This window comes from Janthinobacterium glycogeni, from assembly GCF_051380725.1.
Classification (GTDB): domain Bacteria; phylum Pseudomonadota; class Gammaproteobacteria; order Burkholderiales; family Burkholderiaceae_D; genus Janthinobacterium.
In genome coordinates, this window is the sequence record NZ_JBNYXP010000001.1 from 588024 (window position 1) to 606626 (window position 18603).

15 protein-coding genes are annotated in these 18603 nt (G+C 63.8%); all 15 read right to left on the reverse strand.

Features of this window, described 5'->3' with window-relative positions; genetic code table 11:
* Positions 1 to 53: 53 nt before the first annotated feature.
* Positions 54 to 2018 carry a glycosyl hydrolase family 18 protein gene (locus tag ACQ4W4_RS02785; protein WP_436540689.1) on the reverse strand — a complete coding sequence of 655 codons (1965 nt, stop codon included), beginning with the start codon at positions 2016 to 2018 and terminating at the stop codon, positions 54 to 56.
* 464 nt (positions 2019 to 2482) lie between these two features.
* Positions 2483 to 3823, reverse strand: coding sequence for a 23S rRNA (uracil(1939)-C(5))-methyltransferase RlmD (gene rlmD / locus ACQ4W4_RS02790; RefSeq protein WP_436540690.1), 1341 nt, complete (start codon positions 3821 to 3823; stop codon positions 2483 to 2485).
* 132 nt (positions 3824 to 3955) lie between these two features.
* On the reverse strand, positions 3956 to 4987 hold the full coding sequence (rpoS, locus tag ACQ4W4_RS02795; RefSeq protein ID WP_070223369.1) for an RNA polymerase sigma factor RpoS: 1032 nt from the start codon (positions 4985 to 4987) through the stop codon (positions 3956 to 3958).
* 8 nt (positions 4988 to 4995) lie between these two features.
* Positions 4996 to 5913, reverse strand: coding sequence for a peptidoglycan DD-metalloendopeptidase family protein (locus ACQ4W4_RS02800; protein WP_436540691.1), 918 nt, complete (start codon positions 5911 to 5913; stop codon positions 4996 to 4998).
* Positions 5914 to 5955: 42 nt separating this feature from the next.
* Positions 5956 to 6846, reverse strand: a complete 891-nt coding sequence (locus tag ACQ4W4_RS02805) for a protein-L-isoaspartate(D-aspartate) O-methyltransferase (RefSeq protein WP_436540692.1) — start codon at positions 6844 to 6846, stop codon at positions 5956 to 5958.
* A 9-nt stretch (positions 6847 to 6855) separates the two neighbouring features.
* Entirely contained in the window at positions 6856 to 7593 is a 738-nt protein-coding gene (gene surE, locus ACQ4W4_RS02810; protein ID WP_070290596.1) for a 5'/3'-nucleotidase SurE, read from the reverse strand.
* A gap of 93 nt (positions 7594 to 7686) precedes the next feature.
* Positions 7687 to 10152 (reverse strand): tetratricopeptide repeat protein, encoded by a 2466-nt coding sequence (locus ACQ4W4_RS02815; protein ID WP_436540693.1) that lies wholly within the window; start codon positions 10150 to 10152, stop codon positions 7687 to 7689.
* 19 nt (positions 10153 to 10171) lie between these two features.
* Complete coding sequence (locus tag ACQ4W4_RS02820) at positions 10172 to 10777, reverse strand: toll/interleukin-1 receptor domain-containing protein (RefSeq protein WP_436540694.1); 606 nt, start codon at positions 10775 to 10777, stop codon at positions 10172 to 10174.
* Between the two features lie 270 nt (positions 10778 to 11047).
* On the reverse strand, positions 11048 to 13051 hold the full coding sequence (yoaA, locus tag ACQ4W4_RS02825; RefSeq protein WP_436541113.1) for a DNA repair helicase YoaA: 2004 nt from the start codon (positions 13049 to 13051) through the stop codon (positions 11048 to 11050).
* 94 nt (positions 13052 to 13145) lie between these two features.
* The gene (locus tag ACQ4W4_RS02830; protein WP_034752051.1) at positions 13146 to 13346 is read right to left on the reverse strand and encodes a YdcH family protein; all 201 of its coding nucleotides are present in this window, start codon (positions 13344 to 13346) and stop codon (positions 13146 to 13148) included.
* Positions 13347 to 13479: 133 nt separating this feature from the next.
* Complete coding sequence (locus tag ACQ4W4_RS02835; RefSeq protein WP_436540695.1) at positions 13480 to 14196, reverse strand: hypothetical protein; 717 nt, start codon at positions 14194 to 14196, stop codon at positions 13480 to 13482.
* Between the two features lie 19 nt (positions 14197 to 14215).
* Positions 14216 to 15313 carry a cell division protein ZapE gene (zapE, locus tag ACQ4W4_RS02840; protein WP_436540696.1) on the reverse strand — a complete coding sequence of 366 codons (1098 nt, stop codon included), beginning with the start codon at positions 15311 to 15313 and terminating at the stop codon, positions 14216 to 14218.
* Positions 15314 to 15383: 70 nt separating this feature from the next.
* Positions 15384 to 16814, reverse strand: coding sequence for a dihydrolipoyl dehydrogenase (lpdA, locus tag ACQ4W4_RS02845; RefSeq protein ID WP_035820749.1), 1431 nt, complete (start codon positions 16812 to 16814; stop codon positions 15384 to 15386).
* A complete protein-coding gene (locus ACQ4W4_RS02850; protein ID WP_436540697.1) occupies positions 16804 to 17187 on the reverse strand; it encodes a PspC domain-containing protein in 384 nt (127 codons plus the stop codon). Before ACQ4W4_RS02850 ends, lpdA begins: the two co-directional genes overlap by 11 nt.
* Positions 17188 to 17281: 94 nt before the next feature.
* A complete protein-coding gene (odhB, locus tag ACQ4W4_RS02855; protein ID WP_436540698.1) occupies positions 17282 to 18538 on the reverse strand; it encodes a 2-oxoglutarate dehydrogenase complex dihydrolipoyllysine-residue succinyltransferase in 1257 nt (418 codons plus the stop codon).
* Positions 18539 to 18603: the final 65 nt, after the last annotated feature.

The window sequence follows — 18603 nt, forward strand, 5'->3', positions numbered from 1 at the left end:
AAGCGGCCGGGCAGCAATGCCGCCCGGCCGCATCCTGCTACGCTAGCACACGGTTAGCGCACCTTCCACACCTCGGTCGCCAGCACGCCATTCGCGTCGCCATCGAGTTCCCACGAGAACGCGCCGCGCAAGCCCTGGTCCTTGACGTATTTCACCTTGGTGCCGATGACGGTCGGATCGTCATAGCTCCACCACTGGCCGCCCGCGCCCGTGTACAGGTACAGCTGCTTGGTCACGGGATGGTAGTAGCGCGTGCCGGACTTGGCGACGAGGATTTTATAGTCCTCGATGCCCGACTCGTAGGTGCCCGGCGCCGTGCCCGTGGCCGCCTGGTACAGGCCATCGCCGTTCGGTCCCGGCGCCACGCCCGTCCAGCCGCGGCCATAGAACGGTATGCCCAGCAGCAGCTTGTCGCGCGGCACGCCGGCGGCAATCATGTACTGCACCGCCTTGTCGCCCACGTATTCGCGCGCCATGCCCGTCGACGGATCGGCGGGGTCGGCAAACAGCTGGGCGTTGAAGTTGGTGCTGTTTTCCCATCCGCCGTGGAAGTCATAGGTCATCAGATTGATCCAGTCCATGTACTGCGAGTACAGGGCCGGTTCCGTGTTGTCGATCTTGTCCTTGCCGGCACCGACAGCGGCCGTCAACAGGTAGCGCTTGCCGTTGGCGGCGCCCAGCGCATCGAGCTGGCTGCGGAATTCCGCCATCAGCAAGGTGAAGTTGCGCTTGTCGTTGGGGCTGACCGTGTTGTACGGCTGGCCGCCGCCGACCGGGTACTCCCAGTCGATGTCGATACCGTCAAAGATATTGGCCGCCGCGCCCACGCCGCCGCGACCGCCCTGCACCGGCAGGTTGCCCTTGATGTAGATATCGATACAGGAACGCACCATCTGCTTGCGCAGCGCGTCCGTGGCCGAGCCGACGGAGAAATTCTTCGACCAGCTCCAGCCGCCCAGCGAGATGAACAACTTGAGGTTCGGGTGCGCCGCCTTCAGCTTTTTCAGCTGCAGGAAGTTGCCCGACAAGGGGGCGTCCCAAGGAATGGCCTGGCCATCGACGGTGCGCTTCGGCGTGCGGATGTAGTCGGCCTCGGCATCGCCGCCCGTGCCCGCGTCCGGCGAATTCGGATTCGTCGCGCCCGGCTCGGCCTTGGTGATCATGCCGCACTCGTAGCCGCCGTTTTTCGGATAGATATTGCCGAAAGCGTAGTTGATGAAGGTCAGCTTGTCGGCCACGCCGCTCGAATGCACGTTCGCCACCTCATAGTCGCGGCCATACACGCCCCACTGCGCGAAATAGGAACCCACTTCGCGGCCCGTCGGGGTCGGGGTTGGCGTCGGGGTTGGCGTCGGGGTCGGGGTTGGCGTCGGCGTTGGCGTAGGTGTCGGTGTCGGAGTGGGAGTGGGCGTTGGTGTTGGCGTGGTGCTGCAGATCTCCAGGCTGGTCCATGGCTTGCCCGTGCCGGCGGCGCCGCTGCTGGTCGACGGGTTGTCGCCCTGCGTCCAGTAGTTGGCGCGGTAATTCGTGCCCGCATAGCTGACGGTGGCGCCCGCGCTGTAAGCCGTGCCGGCCGCCCACGCCAGTGCGCAGGTACCGCCGGTCGGCGTCGGCGTTGGCGTTGGCGTTGGCGTTGGCGTGGGTGTCGGGGTTGGATTCGGCGTCGGTGTCGGCGTCGGTGTCGGCGTCGGGGTTGGCGTGGGAGTCGGTGTCGGTGTCGGTGTCGGTGTCGGTGTCGGCGTGGTGCCGCCGTCGCACGTGCCGCCCGCGCTCCACAGGCTAGGCGTGGAAACGGGGTTCCAGCCCGAGCCCACGTGGTCGGTCTGCGTCACCAGGGCCGTGTAATTGGCGCCCAGGTATGTGACCACCGTGCCCGCGTTATACGTACCGCCCTCCTGCCATGGCACGCAAGCCACGACCGTGCTGGCCGCCAGCAATTGCGAGCCGCCGGGCGCGCTGGCGTCGCCGCCACCACCGCATGCCGCCAGCACGCCACCGCTGGCCAGACATACCATCATGTTCCTGATCGTTTTTTTGAGTATCAAATTTTCCACGCTGTCTCCTGTTCAGGTTTGCGGACATACCACTCTGCTTCGATGAAAAGCTACCCTGTGATCTTGTTTTTCTGCAGTTGCAAGAACAGCATGCTGCTGAAAAAATAGGCGGTCAAGTGGTTTTAAAGTGGCATCAAAGTGAGCAATACCACTTCGTGCAGAAAGCGCAGCGGATTATGCGAACGGCGTGTTGTCCTACTGGACAAGCAAAAAACGGCAGAGGGAGGAGGAGAAAAGACGCTGGATCGGGAAAAGACAGACCAGTTTTTTAATACACTGTAAGTGGTATTAGCGCGAAATCCGGGCCAGCGCATGGATAGCCTCGGCGCGCCTGAAAAACGTTCAGAGCAAGGCGCCTTGCCGAAGACAGTACGAATAGTACGGCTAGGCAAGGCAACGCAGCTATGGACGTTTTATCAGGTGTGCCCTCAGATCAGATCAAAGACCGCCATCGATTCCACGTGCGAAGTATGCGGGAACATGTTCACCACGCCCGCCTTGCTCAGCACATAACCCGCTTCCAGCGCCAGGATGCCGGCGTCGCGCGCCAGGGTCGAGGGGCTGCACGACACGTAGACGATGCGCTTGGGCAGCAGGTCCGGACGCACTTGCGACAGGCCGACCAGCGCCTGGCACAGGGCCATGGCGCCATCGCGGGGCGGGTCGACGAGGATGCGGTCGAACTTGCCCAGCGCGATCAGGTCGTCCGTCGTCACTTCAAACAGATTGCGCGTCGAGAACGAGGTTTTTTCCGCCAGGCCATTGGCCAGCGCGTTTTCCAGCGCCCGCTCCGTCAGGGTGGTGCTGCCTTCGATACCGACCACTTCGCTGCCCTGCGTGGCCAGCGGCAAGGTGAAATTGCCCAGGCCGCAGAACAGGTCGGCAACGCGGTCCGTCGGCTGCACTTCCAGCAAACGCAGGGCTTTCGACACCAGCACGCGGTTGATGTGGTGGTTCACCTGCGTGAAATCGACGGGCTTGAACGGCATCTTGACGCCGAATTCCGGCAGCAGGTAATGCAATTGCTTGTCCAGTGGATAAAACGGCACGGCCGTTTCCGGCCCCTTCACCTGCAGCCACCATTGCACGCCGTATTCGTCGGCAAAGGCCTTCAATTTTGTTTCGTCATCCGCCGTCAACGGCGCCATGATGCGCAAGACCATGGCGGTGACGTCTTCGCCGACGGCCAGCTCGATCTGCGGCATCTGGTCGATGATGGACAGCGATGCGATCAATCCGCGCAGCGGCAGCAGCATGTTTGACACGTGCGGCGGCAGGATTTCGCAGCTATCCATGTCGGCCACGAACGCGGATTTCTTTTCATGGAAGCCCACCAGCACGGCATCCTTCTTCTTGACGTGGCGCACGGACAGGCGCGCGCGGTAGCGGTAGCCCCAGGTCGGGCCATACATGGGGCGCATGATGCTTTGCGGACGCACCTTGCCGATGTGCCACAGGTTGTCTTCCAGCACGCGCTGCTTGATCGCCACCTGCGCCGACGGCTCCAGGTGCTGCATCGAGCAGCCGCCGCAATTGTCGAAATGCTTGCACTTGGGCGTCACGCGCATGGACGATTCGCGGTGCAGCGCCGTCATGCGGGCCATTTCCCAGTTTTTCTTCTTCTTGAACGTCACAAAGCTGACGCGCTCGCCCGGCAACGCGCCTTCGACAAACACGACCTTGCCCGGCGAGCCGTCTTCGTTCTCAATATGGCCAACGCCACGGGCGTCCATGTCGAGCGATTTGATTTCGATGATATTTTCTTGCATAGCGATCAATAGGTAAGAGTGGGCCAGGACGCAGGGCCGCGCTGGAACTTGAAAGAATGGGGAAAAGGTCAGGCGCCGCGAGCGGGGCGTATGATAGCAGATGCGGCCCCGCAAATACCGGGAGCGGGCGCCTTAGAGCAGGGAGTCGCGCACGACGCCGCGTGCCGCCATGGCGCGCTTCAATTTAATCAGCGCTTCCTGCTGGATCTGGCGCACGCGTTCGCGCGTCACGCCCATTTCCTCGGCCAGGGTTTCCAGGGTGGCCGGATCGTCGTTGTCGAGACCGAAACGGCGCATGATGACGACCCGTTGCTTGTCGGGCAGCTTGGTCAGCCAGTCGCGCACCAGCACCGTCATTTCATGGTGTTCCGCGCGCGCATCGGGGCTGTCTTCGCTGGCACCCGGCAACATGTCCATCAACGACGATTGCGGATCGTTGTCGAGCGGCGCGTCGAGCGACGTGGCATGCTCGGACAAGGCCAGGATATCCTGCACCTCTTCCACGGGACGGCCCACGAGGTGGGCGATGTCTTCCGCGGTGGCATCCTTGCCGTCGTGGTGCTGGGCTTCCAGGTGGTATTTGCCGCGCAGAATCTGGTTCAGTTCGCGCACCATGTGCACGGGCAGGCGCACCGTGCGCGCCTGGTTCATGATGGCGCGCTCGATGCTCTGGCGTATCCACCAGGTGGCGTAGGTGGAGAAACGGAAACCGCGCTCGGGCTCGAACTTGTCGATGGCGCGCATCAGGCCGATGTTGCCTTCCTCGATCATGTCGAGCAAGACCACGCCGCGGTTGATGTAATGCTTGGCGATCGACACGACGAGGCGCAGATTGTGCTCGATCATGGTTTGCCGGGCTTCGAAATTGCCCTGCTTGGCCAGGGTGGCGTAATGCACTTCCTGCGCCGCCGTCAGCAGGGGCCGCGTGCCGATCTGGTTCAGATAGTGCTGCGTGGTATCGGTCGACAGCTCGGCCGCCAGCACCTTTTTCAGTTCATCGACACTTTCGACCACCACGCTGACGCTGGCGACCTCGCCGCCCTCACCCGCGTCGACGGCGTCAATGCCGTCGAGCTCGCCGGCATCGTCCGTCACGACTTCGTCTGCCCCGTCTTCCGGCAGTTCCGGGTCATCGTCCAGCTGATCGTGCGGCGCGTGTGTCATTGCTTTACCTAACGGTTAGGCAGGAATTTCGAAGGGTCGACAGGCTTGCCCTGCTGGCGGATTTCAAAGTGCAGCTTCACGCGGTCGGCATCGGAATCGCCCATTTCGGCGATGGCCTGGCCTTTGTTGACGTTCTGCCCTTCCTTCACCAGGATGCTGCGGTTATGCGCATACGCCGACAATAAACTATTACTGTGCTTCACGATGACAAGATTACCATAACCACGGATTCCGCTCCCGGCATACATGACTTTTCCGGCGCCGGCGGCCACCACTTGCTGGCCCGCCTTGCCGGCGATATCGACGCCCTTGTTCTTGCCTTCGTCGAAAGTGCCGATGACCTTGCCTTCGGAAGGCCACATCCAGCTGATCTTGTCGTCGCCAGGCGCCGATGCGGCAGGGGCTGCAGCCGCGGCGGCCGGCGCGGCGGCGACCGTTGCTGCCGGCGCTGGCGCCGGCTTGGCGTCGCCGGTGCCGCCATCGGCGCGCAGCTCGGCGAGGGTGGCGTCGGAATACGCGCGCTTCTCGCCGCGCGGACCCGATTTCTTCGGCACGGCAGGCGCGGCCGGCTTGATTTCCGTCGACGGCGGCATCACGATGGCCGACGTTTGCGCGCCGCCCGTGTCGCCAGTCGGCGGCAGCACGCGCAGCACCTGGTCGACCTTGATGTCGTTCGGGTTGCTCAAGTCGTTCCAGGCCACCAGGTCGCGGTAATTCTGGCCGTGCTCGAGGGCGATGCGCAACAGGGTGTCGCCGCGCTTGACCGTGTAATAGGCCGGGTCGCGGTCGCGCGGATCGCTGGCGGCGGCGCTGCTGCTCGATGGATGGCGCTCGACGACGGGCGCCTGGACGCCAGTGGTGCCGCAACCGCTCAACAGGGCGGCCAGCGCAAGGCTGCAGAGGAGTACGTTACTTTTCTTAATCATTCGCATGTATATTTAGGTCCTGCTTGCTAGCTGATCCGGGGATCATATGGTGCCCGGGCGCAAAGGCACGAAATGGCAATCTTCCAGGGTCTGGCTGGTCCATTCCATTTTCCCCACCCGGGTAATGAGTTGTAAGTGTTGCAATTTAGCCCCCACCGGCGCAACCAGACGCCCGCCGGGCGCCAGCTGTTCCAGCAAGGCTTGCGGGACTTCCAGGCCGGCTGCGGCAAGGATGATCCCGTCGAAGGGCGCCGCCTGCGGCAGGCCAAGCATACCATCTCCGTACTGCAAGCGCAGATTCGACACGCGCAGCGGACGCAAATTGGCCTTCGCCAGCTCGTGCAGGGGCCGGATGCGCTCGATCGAATACACCTCCTTCGCCACCAGCGACAGCACCGCCGCCTGGTAGCCGCAGCCCGTGCCGATTTCCAGCACGCGCTGCAAGCTGCCGCCCTGGCGCATCACCTCGATCATGCGCGCCACGATATACGGCTGCGAGATGGTCTGGTGGTGGCCGATGGGCAAGGAAGCGTCGATGTACGCCTGCGACGCCAGCGCCTCGTCCATGAACAGGTGGCGCGGCACGGCTTGCAGGGCGTCGAGCACCACCTGGTCCTTAACGCCCTGCTTCGCCACGCGGGCCACCATGGCCCGGCGCACGGCTTCCGAGACGAGCGGGTTTTGCCGCGGCGGCGACACCACGGCCGGCTGCGCCCGCTCATTGGCGATGGCTTGCGCGCGCGACGGCGCGATGGCCGCGTGCGCGCCATACGGCTGCGCCACGCCGCGCGCCGCATTTTGCGCCGCATTCTGCGTGGCCGTCTGCGGCGTGGCGATCCTGGACTGGGCCAGCGACTGCCCCCCGCCCTGCCTGGCGGGCTTGCCGGCCAGCGAATCGAGGGAAAGGGGGAAGGTGCGCGGCTTGTCAGTCATAGTGAGCGGTCATGCCAGGCCTTTTGCCAGTGCATCGAGTTGGGTGGTATGCGTCAGGTCGATCTGCAGCGGCGTGATCGATACTTGTCCATGTTCAACGGCATGGAAGTCCGTGCCCGGACCGCCTTCCTTGGCCGCGCCGGCAGGGCCGATCCAGAAGATTTCACGGCCACGGGGGTCGAGCGCGCGGATGACGGGTTCGGCCGAATGGCGCTTGCCCAGGCGCGTGGCCGCCATGCCTTGCAATTGCTCGTAAGGAATGGCGGGGATATTCACGTTCAGCAGATACGGTTTCTGCAGGGCGTCGAACTGGCGCTCGACGATTTCCCGCGCCACGCGGGCAGCCGCGTCCAGGTTGGCCCAGCCGAACTGCGACTGGGAAAAGGCGATGGCGGGAATGCCGAACAGATAGCCTTCCGTGGCCGCCGCCACAGTGCCCGAGTACAGGGTGTCGTCGCCCATGTTGGGGCCGTTGTTGATGCCGGACACCACCAGGTCGGGGCGTTCGATGAGCATGCCCGTCAGCGCCACGTGCACGCAGTCGGTGGGCGTGCCGTTGACAAAATAAAAGCCGTTGGCAGCCTTGTGCACGGACAGGGGCCGGTCCAGGGACAGCGAATTGGACGCGCCCGAACGGTTGCTGTCGGGCGCCACCACCACGATGTCGGCAATGGGCGCGAGCGCGTCGGCCAGGGCCGCCAGGCCCGGCGCCAGGTAACCGTCGTCGTTACTGATAAGAATTCTCATAACGAGATTTTACCTGAAGCAATGCCCACACTGCGCATGCCGCACGCCGATCGGCTGCATTTTTTGTGCCGCGCGCGAACATGACGCGCAAGCTCAGCGCTGCTCGATGCGCGCTTCCGACAGCGCCCCTTCCAGCGCCTGCACCTCATCCTCCTGCAAGGCCAGCAAGGCGTTCAGGTCGCCTTGCAACTTGTACATTCTTTTCAGCTGCGCCATGCCGCGCCTGCGCAGCTTGCCGGGCACGCCCGGGCGCAGCAGACAGGACTTCAAATATTCGGCCAGTTCGCCCGCCTGCGCATACTGTTCCCGTTCGATCATGCCTTGCAACATCGAGATCATGCTGGCCAGGGTATCCGGCTCGGCCGCATCCTGTTCGTTGGCGCGGCCGGCCAGGATGGTTTCCTGCAAATGCCGCGCACCGTCGAGCACGCTGTCCGCATGCCCGGTGACGGACGCATTCAAGAGCCGGTCGCTGCCGCTGAGCACAGCGTCTTCCAGCAGGCGCGCCGCCTCGCTGTCGCCCTGCTGCAGGAGGGTGCCAGCCAGTTGCTTCTTGCTGTGCAAGGTATCGAGGTGGTCTTCGCCCAGCAGGCGCGCATGCACTTCCAGCACCTGCTCCTGCACGCTGCGGGCCGCATCGAGTTCGCCGCGCCGCAGCAGCGCCTCGGCCAGCTTGCGCTGGCTCATCAGGGTTTCCGGATGGTCGAGCCCCCGCGTGCGCTCGCGCGCCGCCACCTGGTCTTCGTGCAGCTGGCGCGCGCCGGCCCAGTCGCCCTGCCCTGCCACGATATCGGCCAGCATGTCGCGCGTGGACAGCGTGGCCGCATGGTCGCCGCCCAGGCGCCGCTCCTGCACCTGCAGCACGGCGGCGAGCAGGCGCCGCGCTCCCTCCAGATCGCCTTCGCGCCCCAGCGCCTGCGCCAGCGCCAGCTTGCTGCGCAAGGTGTCGCCATGCTCGGCGCCAAACAGGCGCTCGCGCGCCGCCACCACCGTGCCCAGCAATTGCTGCGCCTGCGCCAGCCTGCCCATGCGCAGCAAGGTGGCGGCGCGGCCATCCATCGCATCCAGGGTCAGCGGATGCTCGCCGCCCAGCTGGCGCACGTAGGTGGCCAGCACCGTATCCTGCAGCAGCAGCGCCGCCGCCAGTTCACCCTGCAGCAACAGGGTTTGCGCCAGGCAGGCCCGGGCGGCCAGGGTGTCGGGATGCTCGCTGCCCAGCACGCGCTCGCGCACGTCGAGCACGTCTTCTTCCAGGAAGCGTGCTTCATCGAGCTTGCCCAGATGGCGCAGCAGACGCGCCATGCCGCTCTTGCACGCCAGGCTGTCGGGATGTTCCTCGCCCAGCAGGCGCACGCGGATTTCGACGCTCTGGCGGAAGGCGTCGAGCGCCTGCGCGCTGCGTCCATCCTTGCGGTACAGCTCGCCCAAATGGGCCAGATCGCGCGCCAGCGGCAGGGCCACGGCGCGGCCAGGTTCCTGCTGCAAGGCCTGGCGCGCTTCGCTGATGGCGCCCAGCAAGGCGATTTCGCGGCTCGATTGCCAGGGGAAATAGCCGCCCGTCAGCCAGTGCAAAAAGGCTTCGAAGGTGCGCGTGAGGGAAAAGCGGTCACCGCCGTGGTCGATGCGCACGGCCAGCTGCTCGCCATAGGCAAAGGTTTTCGTCTGCTGCAGCTGGACTTCGTCGAAATAGCTGTCGAGGGCGATCTGCGGCAAGCCGTAGGACGTGCGCAGCAGGCGCTCGAACATGGGCTGGAAGCCGGCGATGCCCTTGTGCGCGTCGCCGCGGCGCCACTCGGCGCGCTGGGCGCCATCGCCCATCTCTATGCGCGAGGGCAAGGGATACACGAGCAGCGGGCGCTGTTCATCTTCATGACTGCGCCGGTACTCGATGGCCCGCGTGACGAGCGCGTCGACGCCTTCCAGGCTTTGCCGGTTCGGCGTGAAGACCACCACCAGCTTTTTCGGCAGCAAGGTGGTGCAGATGCCGGCACTGTCCGTGCGACCCGTGCGCGAATCGACCAGCACGTAGCGGAAATGCTGGGCCAGGGTATCGGCAAAGCAGCGGAACAGGGCCGGGCAGCTGTCGAACAGCTGATCCCAGCGCATCTGCGCCAGGCGCTCGCTGTAGCTGGCGTCGAAGCGCCCCGCGCGCATCAGGTACAGCGGACTGCCCTGGTCGACGCGCACCACGTACTGCTGCCAGTCGATGGCGTCGAGCACGCGCTGGGCCAACGCCGCATCCTCGCGGCCGGCACCCTGTCCGCCGGCGCGCCCGCCCACCGTTTCCAGGCTGATGCGCTCGATCTGCTGGCGGCACGCCTCGAAGAACTCGAGCACGCCGGGCCGCTCCTCGTGCTGCTCGAAATAATGGTGCAGGCCCGGCGCTTCCATGTCCCAGTCCAGCATCAGCACGGGCACGCTGGCGTTTTCACGGCGCGCCAGCAGGACGGCGATGTTCGACAGGGCCATGGTGCGGCCGGTGCCGCCCTTGTAGGAATAGAAGGTGACGACTTCGCCAGGGGCGCTCAAAGGCGGCAGGGAGAGGCGTTGGCATTCCATGACGGGACCTTTTACGTGATTAACGTGGAAAGTGGGGAGGCGGAATGGCGCGCCATTCCGGTGGAATAGCGGGCAACACGAAACGGCTGCAATCGTGGCCGGGCGGTGTTGACCGCTTGAGCAAGTGGTAATGCGTGGCGATGCGCTGCACGATGCGTTCGATGTCGGGCAGGTATTGCGGATTCGATTTCAGGTCGCCGCTGGCCAGCGTGTAGCCGGAAAAATCGACGTACAGACCCGACTCCGTGATTTGCGGCGGCAAGCCATCCGGATGGCGCGTCATGATGATGGGGATGATCAGGTGGCTGGGCAGCTCATACCAGGCGCGGCGCTCCTGTTCGATCAGTTGCATGGCGGCAAATTCGCGCCGCGTGTAACCGTGCGCTTCATATTTTGGCGTGTACAGCACGATCATGCAGACGCTCTGGCACATGGCGCGCGCCACGCGCTGGTCGATATCGTCGCCGCCGCCCAGTTGCTCGCTGTCGATGAACAGGACTTCCTCCCGGTCCAGGTGCGGCTCCAGATAGCACGCCAGCGCCTCGATGAGGTCATTCTTGAACTTGTTCATGAACGCATATTGGCCGTGTGCATAACTCAAGAAACAGCCGTAGCGGATCTCCATGGCATCCCCCTGTTCCCCGTGCGGCCCTGCCATCGCCGCGCCTTCATCCTGCAAGGCATGAGCTCACTGTAGACTGCTCGGCAACAAGACTGTTTGCGCTGGCACAAAGATGTGTCTGGCGTCCTGGACATGTTTCACAATGCCAGAAAATGGCGAGATCGCGCCGCTTTCTGGCATGTCGGGCGCGCAGGCGCGCAGCGCGCGAAAAAGCCTACTCGCTTGATAACAAAGGGAAATAAGCCGACGCGCGGATGGCGCCGGCAAGCAAGGCTAGGCGCCCTTGGCGGGCAGGTTGCGGAAGAACTCCACCACTTCGTTTGTGTCGCGCGTGCGCTTGAACGGCGGCAGGCTTTGCCAGATGCGCTTGCCGTACGGCTTGGAGATGAGGCGCGGATCGCAAATCATCAGCACGCCCCGGTCGCCCTCGTCGCGGATCAGCCGGCCCGCGCCCTGCTTCAGGTTGATGATGGCTTCCGGCAACGAGTGGTGCATGAAACCGTTCTTGCCCTGCTTTTCCATCACTTCGATGCGCGCGGCCAGCACCGGGTCGTCCGGCGGCGCGAACGGCAGCTTGTCGATGATCACCAGGGACAAGGCATCGCCGCGCACGTCGACGCCCTCCCAGAAGCTCTGGCTGCCGATCAGCACGCCATTGCCGGCGGCGCGGAACTGGTCGAGCAATTCCGTGCGGCCCTTTTCTCCCTGCACGAACAGGGGGAAGTTCAGGCCGCGCTGCCTGAATTCGTCGGCCAGACGCTCAGCGGCCCGCTTGACGGCGCGCAAGGTAGTGCACAGGAAGAAGGTGCGCCCGCCCGCCGCCTCGATGATGGGCAAGGCGCAGTCGATGACGGCGTCCGTGTAGCCCAGCGAGTTCGGTTGCGGCAGGTTTTGCGGCACGAACAGCAAGCCTTGCTGCCCATAGTCGAACGGACTCGGCCACGTATGCGACGGTTCGCCCGTCAAGCCCATCTGTTCGGAAAAATGCTTGAAATCGTTCTTCACTGCCAGGGTGGCCGACGTGAATATCCAGCTGCGCGGCGTGCCTTCGCGCTGGTTGTTGAAGATCGGCGCGATCGATAATGGCGTTTTGTGCAACTGCAAAGAGCTGGAAAACGCTTCCACCCAGAACACGGCTTCTTCGCCGGCCGCCACTTTTGCCTTCGGATCGAACTTCCAGCCGCTCAGCTGCTGCGCCAGCTCGACGCCGCGCACGCGGCACTGCTCCAGCGTCTCCGCCCGTTCCGCCTGGGTTTCCAGCACGGCCACCATGCCGTCAAGCTCATCCTTGAGAGTGTCGAGCGCGGGGAAAAAGTCGCTCGACGGGGCGATCTGCGGCAGGGACAGGCGCACGATATCCTGCGGGAAGGTCAAGCGCAGGTCGCGCGCCGCCTTTTCCACTACCGTCACGGTCTTGGCCCAGTCGATGCCGCGCGCGTGCGCGAGCCCCTCGGCCAGCACGTCGCGGCACAGTTCCAGGATTTGCGAGGTCGACACCGTGTTACCGAAGAACAAGGTTGCCGTATCGGGCAGCTGGTGCGCCTCATCGAAGATGATGGTATTGGCCGAAGGCAGCAATTCGGCCACCCCCGTGTCTTTCAGTGCCACGTCGGCAAAAAACAAATGGTGGTTGACCACCACCACATCAGCCTGCTGGGCTTCCTTGCGGGCCTTCATGACGAAGCAATCCTGGTAATACTGGCACTCGGCGCCCATGCAGGTGTCGCGCGTGGACGTCACCAGGTTCCAGATCATGGCGTTTTCCGGCACCTTGGTCAGTTCGGCCTTGTCGCCGGAGCTCGTCATCTTGATGAAGCGCGAAATTTCGCGCAGATGGCCCACGTCGTCGCGCGAGGTCATGCGCCCGTTCTGCAGGGTGCGTTCCAGGTGATAGTGGCAGACGTAATTTGAGCGGCCTTTCAGCAGGGCCACGGAGACGGGCGCCTGCAGCGCGGCGCGCACGGTGGGGATATCGCGCAAGAACAATTGATCCTGCAAGTTCTTCGTGCCGGTGGAAACAATAGTCTTGCCGCCCCACATCAGGGCCGGCACCAGGTAGGCAAAGGTCTTGCCGGTGCCCGTGCCCGCCTCGGCGATCAGGGTCGTCTGGCTGTCGATGGCGCTGGCGATGGCTTTCGCCATGTCCGTTTGCGAACGGCGCGGCTTGTAGCTGCCCACGGCCGGACCGAGCGGGCCGCCGGCGCCAAACAGGCGCTCGATGTCGGCATCGTGCTTGCCAGGCGCCGCCTGTGGCTCGGCCGGCGGACTGGTCTGCAGATCGGTCGGCTGGCCATCCGGGTTTACTGGCAATAAATTGTGATCGGTCAAAATATACTTAAGTGAAGGCTGGACTGGACGCTACTGGCGCCCCTCAGGCGGGAACGTCGGGCACCAACTGCATTTTCAGCAAGGTGATGTGATCCTTCAATTGCAATTTGCGCTTTTTCAGGCGGCGCAGCTGCAGCTCATCATGGTGGCCATCGAGTATCAGCAACTCGATGACGGCATCGAGGTCTCGGTGCTCCACGTTGAGTTCAATCAGGCGCCGCTCTATTTGCTGTGCATCGCTCATGTGTTGCGTTCCAGGCAGTGTTGGTAACAGTGTTGGGAAACCGGCGCGGCGCGCGCAGGCAGCCATAGCGCATAGTTTAACCTGCCGCGCGCGTTAGGGCACGCCATTTCCGGCGTGCCCCTGCGCGGCGCAGTTATTTGACCGGCGGCACAGGCACGGCAGCAGCCGGCGTGCCTGCAGCGGCCGCCGCCTTGGCGGCCTTGGCATCGGCTTCGGCCTGGCGCTCGGCCAGGCGCTGGGCCACGCGTTTCTGGCGCGCCGCGGCGTCAGCCTGTTTTTTCGCATAGGCTGCTTCGCGGGCGGCGCGGCGCGGCGCCTCGGCGGCATCGTCGGCGGCTTGTTTCGCCACTTTCGCCGCTTGCTCGGCCTCGCGCTCGGCAACGCTCTTGCCTTGCGGCTTGGGCGGCGCCGGATCGGGCGTGACCACTTTCACGGGCTTGGGCACGGCCGCGGCCCGCTGCTCGGCATCGAGGCGCGCACTTTCCTGCGTCCGGGCCAGGTCGATATCGCGCAGGCGCACGGACTCGGCGCGCTTGAAATAATTCGCTTCCGCGTCGATGGCGCGAAGGCGCACGAGGATCAGGCGGCGCTTTTCCTTGGCCTTGTCGAGGCAATTATTGACGAAAAACTTGCTATAGCACTCGAGTTCGCGCGCGGCAAACTCGTTTTCCGCCGCCTCGCGCTCGCTGGCCGACTGCTTCAGCTTGGCGTCCGCCTCCTCCACGGACAGGGTCGCGGGCACCTGCGGGGCGCCGACCTCATCCAATGCCGCAGCCCCCTGGTGCGCGCAGGCAGACAAGCCCAGAACCAGGCCCAGCACCGCACCCAGCTTGTATAGTGTATTTGCCATCATGTTCCTTATCCCTGCCTCAAACGATCGCGTCGGCCGCGCCGCGCTGTTCTTTTTCCATGTATTCGCGCGATTGCATCTCGATGATACGCGAAACGGTGCGGTGAAACTCGTTGGCCAGCATGCCGTTCGTGTACAGCTCCTCAGGCGGCACTTCGGCCGACATGATCAGCTTGACCTTCTGGTCGTAAAACACGTCGATCAGCCAGGTGAAGCGGCGCGCCTCGGACGACTGCGCCGCCGACATGGCCGGTATGCCGGACAATATCACCGTATGGAAGCGGCTGGCGATTTCCAGGTAATCATTTTGCGAGCGGGGTCCGCCGCACAAGGTGGCGAAATCGAACCAGATGATGCCGCCGGCACGGCGCAGGCAGTGGATTTCGCGGCTCTCGATGCGGATGCGCGCATCTTCGTCGGCCGTCTCGGCGATGCGCGTGTAGGCGTCGCGCAGGGCCTTGTCCGTGTCCGCGCCCAGCGGCGTGTAGTAACTCTCCACCTGTTCCAGCGCGCGGCCGCGGTAATCGACGCCGGCGTCGACGTTGATCACGTCGAGCTTGTCCTTGAGCAGCGCGATGGTGGGCAGCATGCGGTCGCGGTGCAGGCCGTCCGGATACAGCAGGTCCGGATCGTAATTCGAGGTCATGATGAAGGACACGCCATTGGCGAACAGGGCCGACAGCAGGTTGTACAGGATCATCGCGTCGGCGATGTCCGAGACGTGGAATTCATCGAAACAGATGAGGCGGTACTTCTTGGCGATGCGCTTGGCCACCTCGTCGAGCGGGTCGGCCACGCCTTTCAATTCATCGAGCTGCTGGTGCACGCCGCGCATGAATTCGTGGAAGTGCAGGCGCGTCTTGCGCACCAGGGGCACGACCGAGTAAAAACTGTCCATCAGGAACGATTTGCCGCGCCCCACCCCACCCCACATGTACACGCCTTTCGGCACGGCGGGACGGTTCAGCAGGCGCTTGAAGGTGCTCGAGCGCTGGCCCTTGTAGGCCACCCACTCGTCATAGCACAGCTGCAGGCGGTCGACCGCGCGCCGCTGGGCGGCATCGGCCTTGAAATCACGCTTCTGCAACGCGTGCTGGTAAAACTCTTCTACGTTCATGGAATTCGCTTTAACGCACAAGGGCGCCGGCGGAAAAAATCCGCGAGCGCCCCTGCTGGACTAACTACAATTAAAAGTTCAACGTACGCTTGTCAACAGCCAGTGCCGCTTCCTTGGTCGCTTCGGACAGCGATGGGTGAGCGTGGCAGATGCGCGCGATGTCTTCGGCCGAGGCCTTGAATTCCATCGCCACGACGGCTTCGGAAATCAGTTCGGACGCCATCGGACCGACGATGTGCACGCCGAGGATTTCATCGGTCGTCGCATCGGCCAGGAATTTCACCATGCCCGAGGTGTCGCCCAGCGCGCGCGCACGGCCGTTGGCCATGAACGGGAAGGTGCCGGCCTTGTAGGCGATGCCTTCCGCCTTCAGGGTTTGCTCGGTCTTGCCGACCCACGCGATTTCCGGCGAGGTGTAGATCACCCAAGGAATCGTGTTGAAGTTGGTGTGGCCATGCTGGCCGGCGATACGCTCGGCCACGGCAACGCCTTCTTCTTCGGCCTTGTGCGCCAGCATCGGACCGCGCACGACATCGCCCACCGCCCATACGTTCGGCAGGTTGGTCTTGCAGTCGCCGTCGACGGCGATGAAGCCGCGCTCGTCCAGCTGCAGGCCGACCTTGTCAGCGCCCAGGCCGTTCGTGTTCGGCGTGCGGCCGATCGAGATGATCAGCTTGTCGAACACGGCTTTTTGCGCTTCGCCCTTGGCGTCCACGAATTCCACGGTGACGTCTTTCTTGCCTGGCGTGATCGCGCCGATCTTGCAACCGAGGTTGATCTTCAAGCCTTGCTTGGTGAACAACTTCGACGCTTCCTTGGCGATCTGCTCGTCGACGGCGCCCAGGAAGACCGGCAGGCCTTCCAGCACGGTGACGTCGGAACCCAGGCGGCGCCAGACGCTGCCCATTTCCAGGCCGATCACGCCGGCGCCGATGACGCCCAGCTTGGCGGGTACGGCGTCGATGGCCAGTGCGCCCGTGTTCGACAGGATCAGTTTCTCGTCGAATGGTGCGCCCGGCAGTTCGCGCGCGTTCGAACCCGTGGCGATGACCACGTGCTTGGCGCTCAGGGTTTCGTTGGCTTCGCCCGTCACGCTGATCTCATACGCGCCAGCGGCGGCGGCAGCGAAAGCGGCGCGGCCGTGGAAGAAGGCGATCTTGTTCTTCTTGAACAGGTACAGGATGCCATCGTTGTTTTGCTTGACGACGGTGTCCTTGCGCTTGAGCATCTGGCCCAGGTTCAGCTTCAGGCCGGCGACGTCGATGCCGTGCTCGGCGAAGCTGTGGCCCGCGTGTTCAAAATGCTCGGACGATTGCAGCAGCGCTTTCGACGGGATGCAGCCGACGTTGGTGCAGGTACCGCCAGGAGCGGCGCCGCCCTTGGCGTTCGACCACTCGTCGACGCAAGCGACGGAAAAGCCCAGCTGCGCTGCGCGGATGGCGGCGATGTAGCCGCCAGGGCCCGCACCGATGACAACTACGTCAAATTGTTTAGTACTCATGTTTTGTTATTCCAATCTCTTCGTCTGGTACGAAAATCCACAATAGAAGGTAAATCACCACGCCGAAGCCGAAGGTCAATGTAAACAGGACGAAGACGAGGCGCCAGATCCACGCTTCCATGCCGGAAGCGCGTCCCAGGCCGCCACAGACGCCGCCGAGCCAGCGGTCGTTGCGCGAACGGCGCAGGCGGTTGAATTCCTGCACCAGGTCGTTCGCCGGGCCGGCAGCGGCACCGGCGCCGGACGTGCTGTCCGGCTTGTCCAGGTTGATATTGCTCAGGAGCTTGGCTTTCGCTTGCGCGAATTCCGCGTCGCTCAGGGCGCCCGCCAGGTGCAACTCGTGCAGACGCTTGATTTCTTCAGAGATGTTCATAGGAATCCTCTTTCATTGAGATCAGCCAGCTGCGTCTTCTGGCAAGGGGTATCAGCTACATTGCCCCGGCGGCGACGCCGGGGGACTACAGTGCTTACAGGTCCAGCAGCAGGCGTGCAGGATCTTCCAGCGCTTCTTTCATCGCCACCAGGCCCAGGACGGCTTCGCGGCCATCGATGATGCGGTGGTCGTAGGACATGGCCAGGTAGTTCATCGGACGCACCACGATCTGGCCGTTTTCGACAACGGCGCGGTCCTTGGTCGCGTGCACGCCCAGGATGGCCGATTGCGGCGGGTTGATGATCGGGGTCGACAGCATGGAGCCGAAGGTGCCGCCGTTCGAGATCGAGAACGTGCCGCCCGTCAGGTCGTCCAGGGTCAGCTTGCCTTCCTTGGCTTTCGCGCCGAATTCACCGATTTTTTTCTCGATGTCGGCGATCGACAGCTGGTCCGCGTTGCGGATGATAGGCACGACCAGGCCGCGCGGCGAACCGACAGCGATACCGATGTCGAAGTAGCCGTGGTAGACGATGTCGTTGCCGTCAACGGAGGCATTGATGATCGGGTACTTTTTCAGGGCGGCGACGGCGGCCTTGACGAAGAAGGACATGAAGCCGAGCTTGACGCCGTGCTCTTTCTCGAACTTGTCCTTGTACTTGTTGCGCAGGTCGATGACCGGCTGCATGTTCACTTCATTGAACGTGGTCAGGATGGCGTTCGTCGATTGCGATTGCAGCAGGCGCTCGGCGATACGTGCGCGCAGGCGGCTCATCGGCACGCGCTCTTCAGGGCGGTCGCCCAGGTTGGCGGCCGACGGCGTGGCAACTTGTTGCAGCGCCGGCTTGGCAGCGGCTGGCGCCAGCGGCGCGACAGCTGGCTTGGCGGAAGCGGCCAGGGCGTCGCCCTTGGTCACGCGGCCGTCCTTACCCGAACCGGCGACGTCGCCGGCGGACAGGCCTTTTTCGGACAGGATCTTGGCGGCGGCAGGCATGGCGACATCGCCTTTGGACGCAGCGGCTGGCGCCGAAGCGGTAGCGGCGTCTTGCGCGGCGGCGGCCAGGGCTGGCGCGGCAACGGCCGATACTTCCATTGGGCTGACCTTGGCCGAGCCGTCGGTGTCGATGATGGCGATGACTTCGCCGGCAACGACGGTGGCGCCGTTATCCTTGATGATCTGCACGATCACGCCAGCGGCAGGCGCAGGCAGTTCCAGCACGACTTTATCGGTTTCGATATCGATCATGTTTTCGTCGCGCGCAACTGCTTCGCCGACTTTCTTGTGCCATGCCAGCAGGGTCGCTTCCGCGACCGATTCCGACAACTGGGGAACTTTGACTTCGATTTGTGCCATGTAAAACTCCGTTTATTTTGTTATTGCGGCGCCGCCCCTGCGTAGCAAGGGCGGCGCTCCGTCAT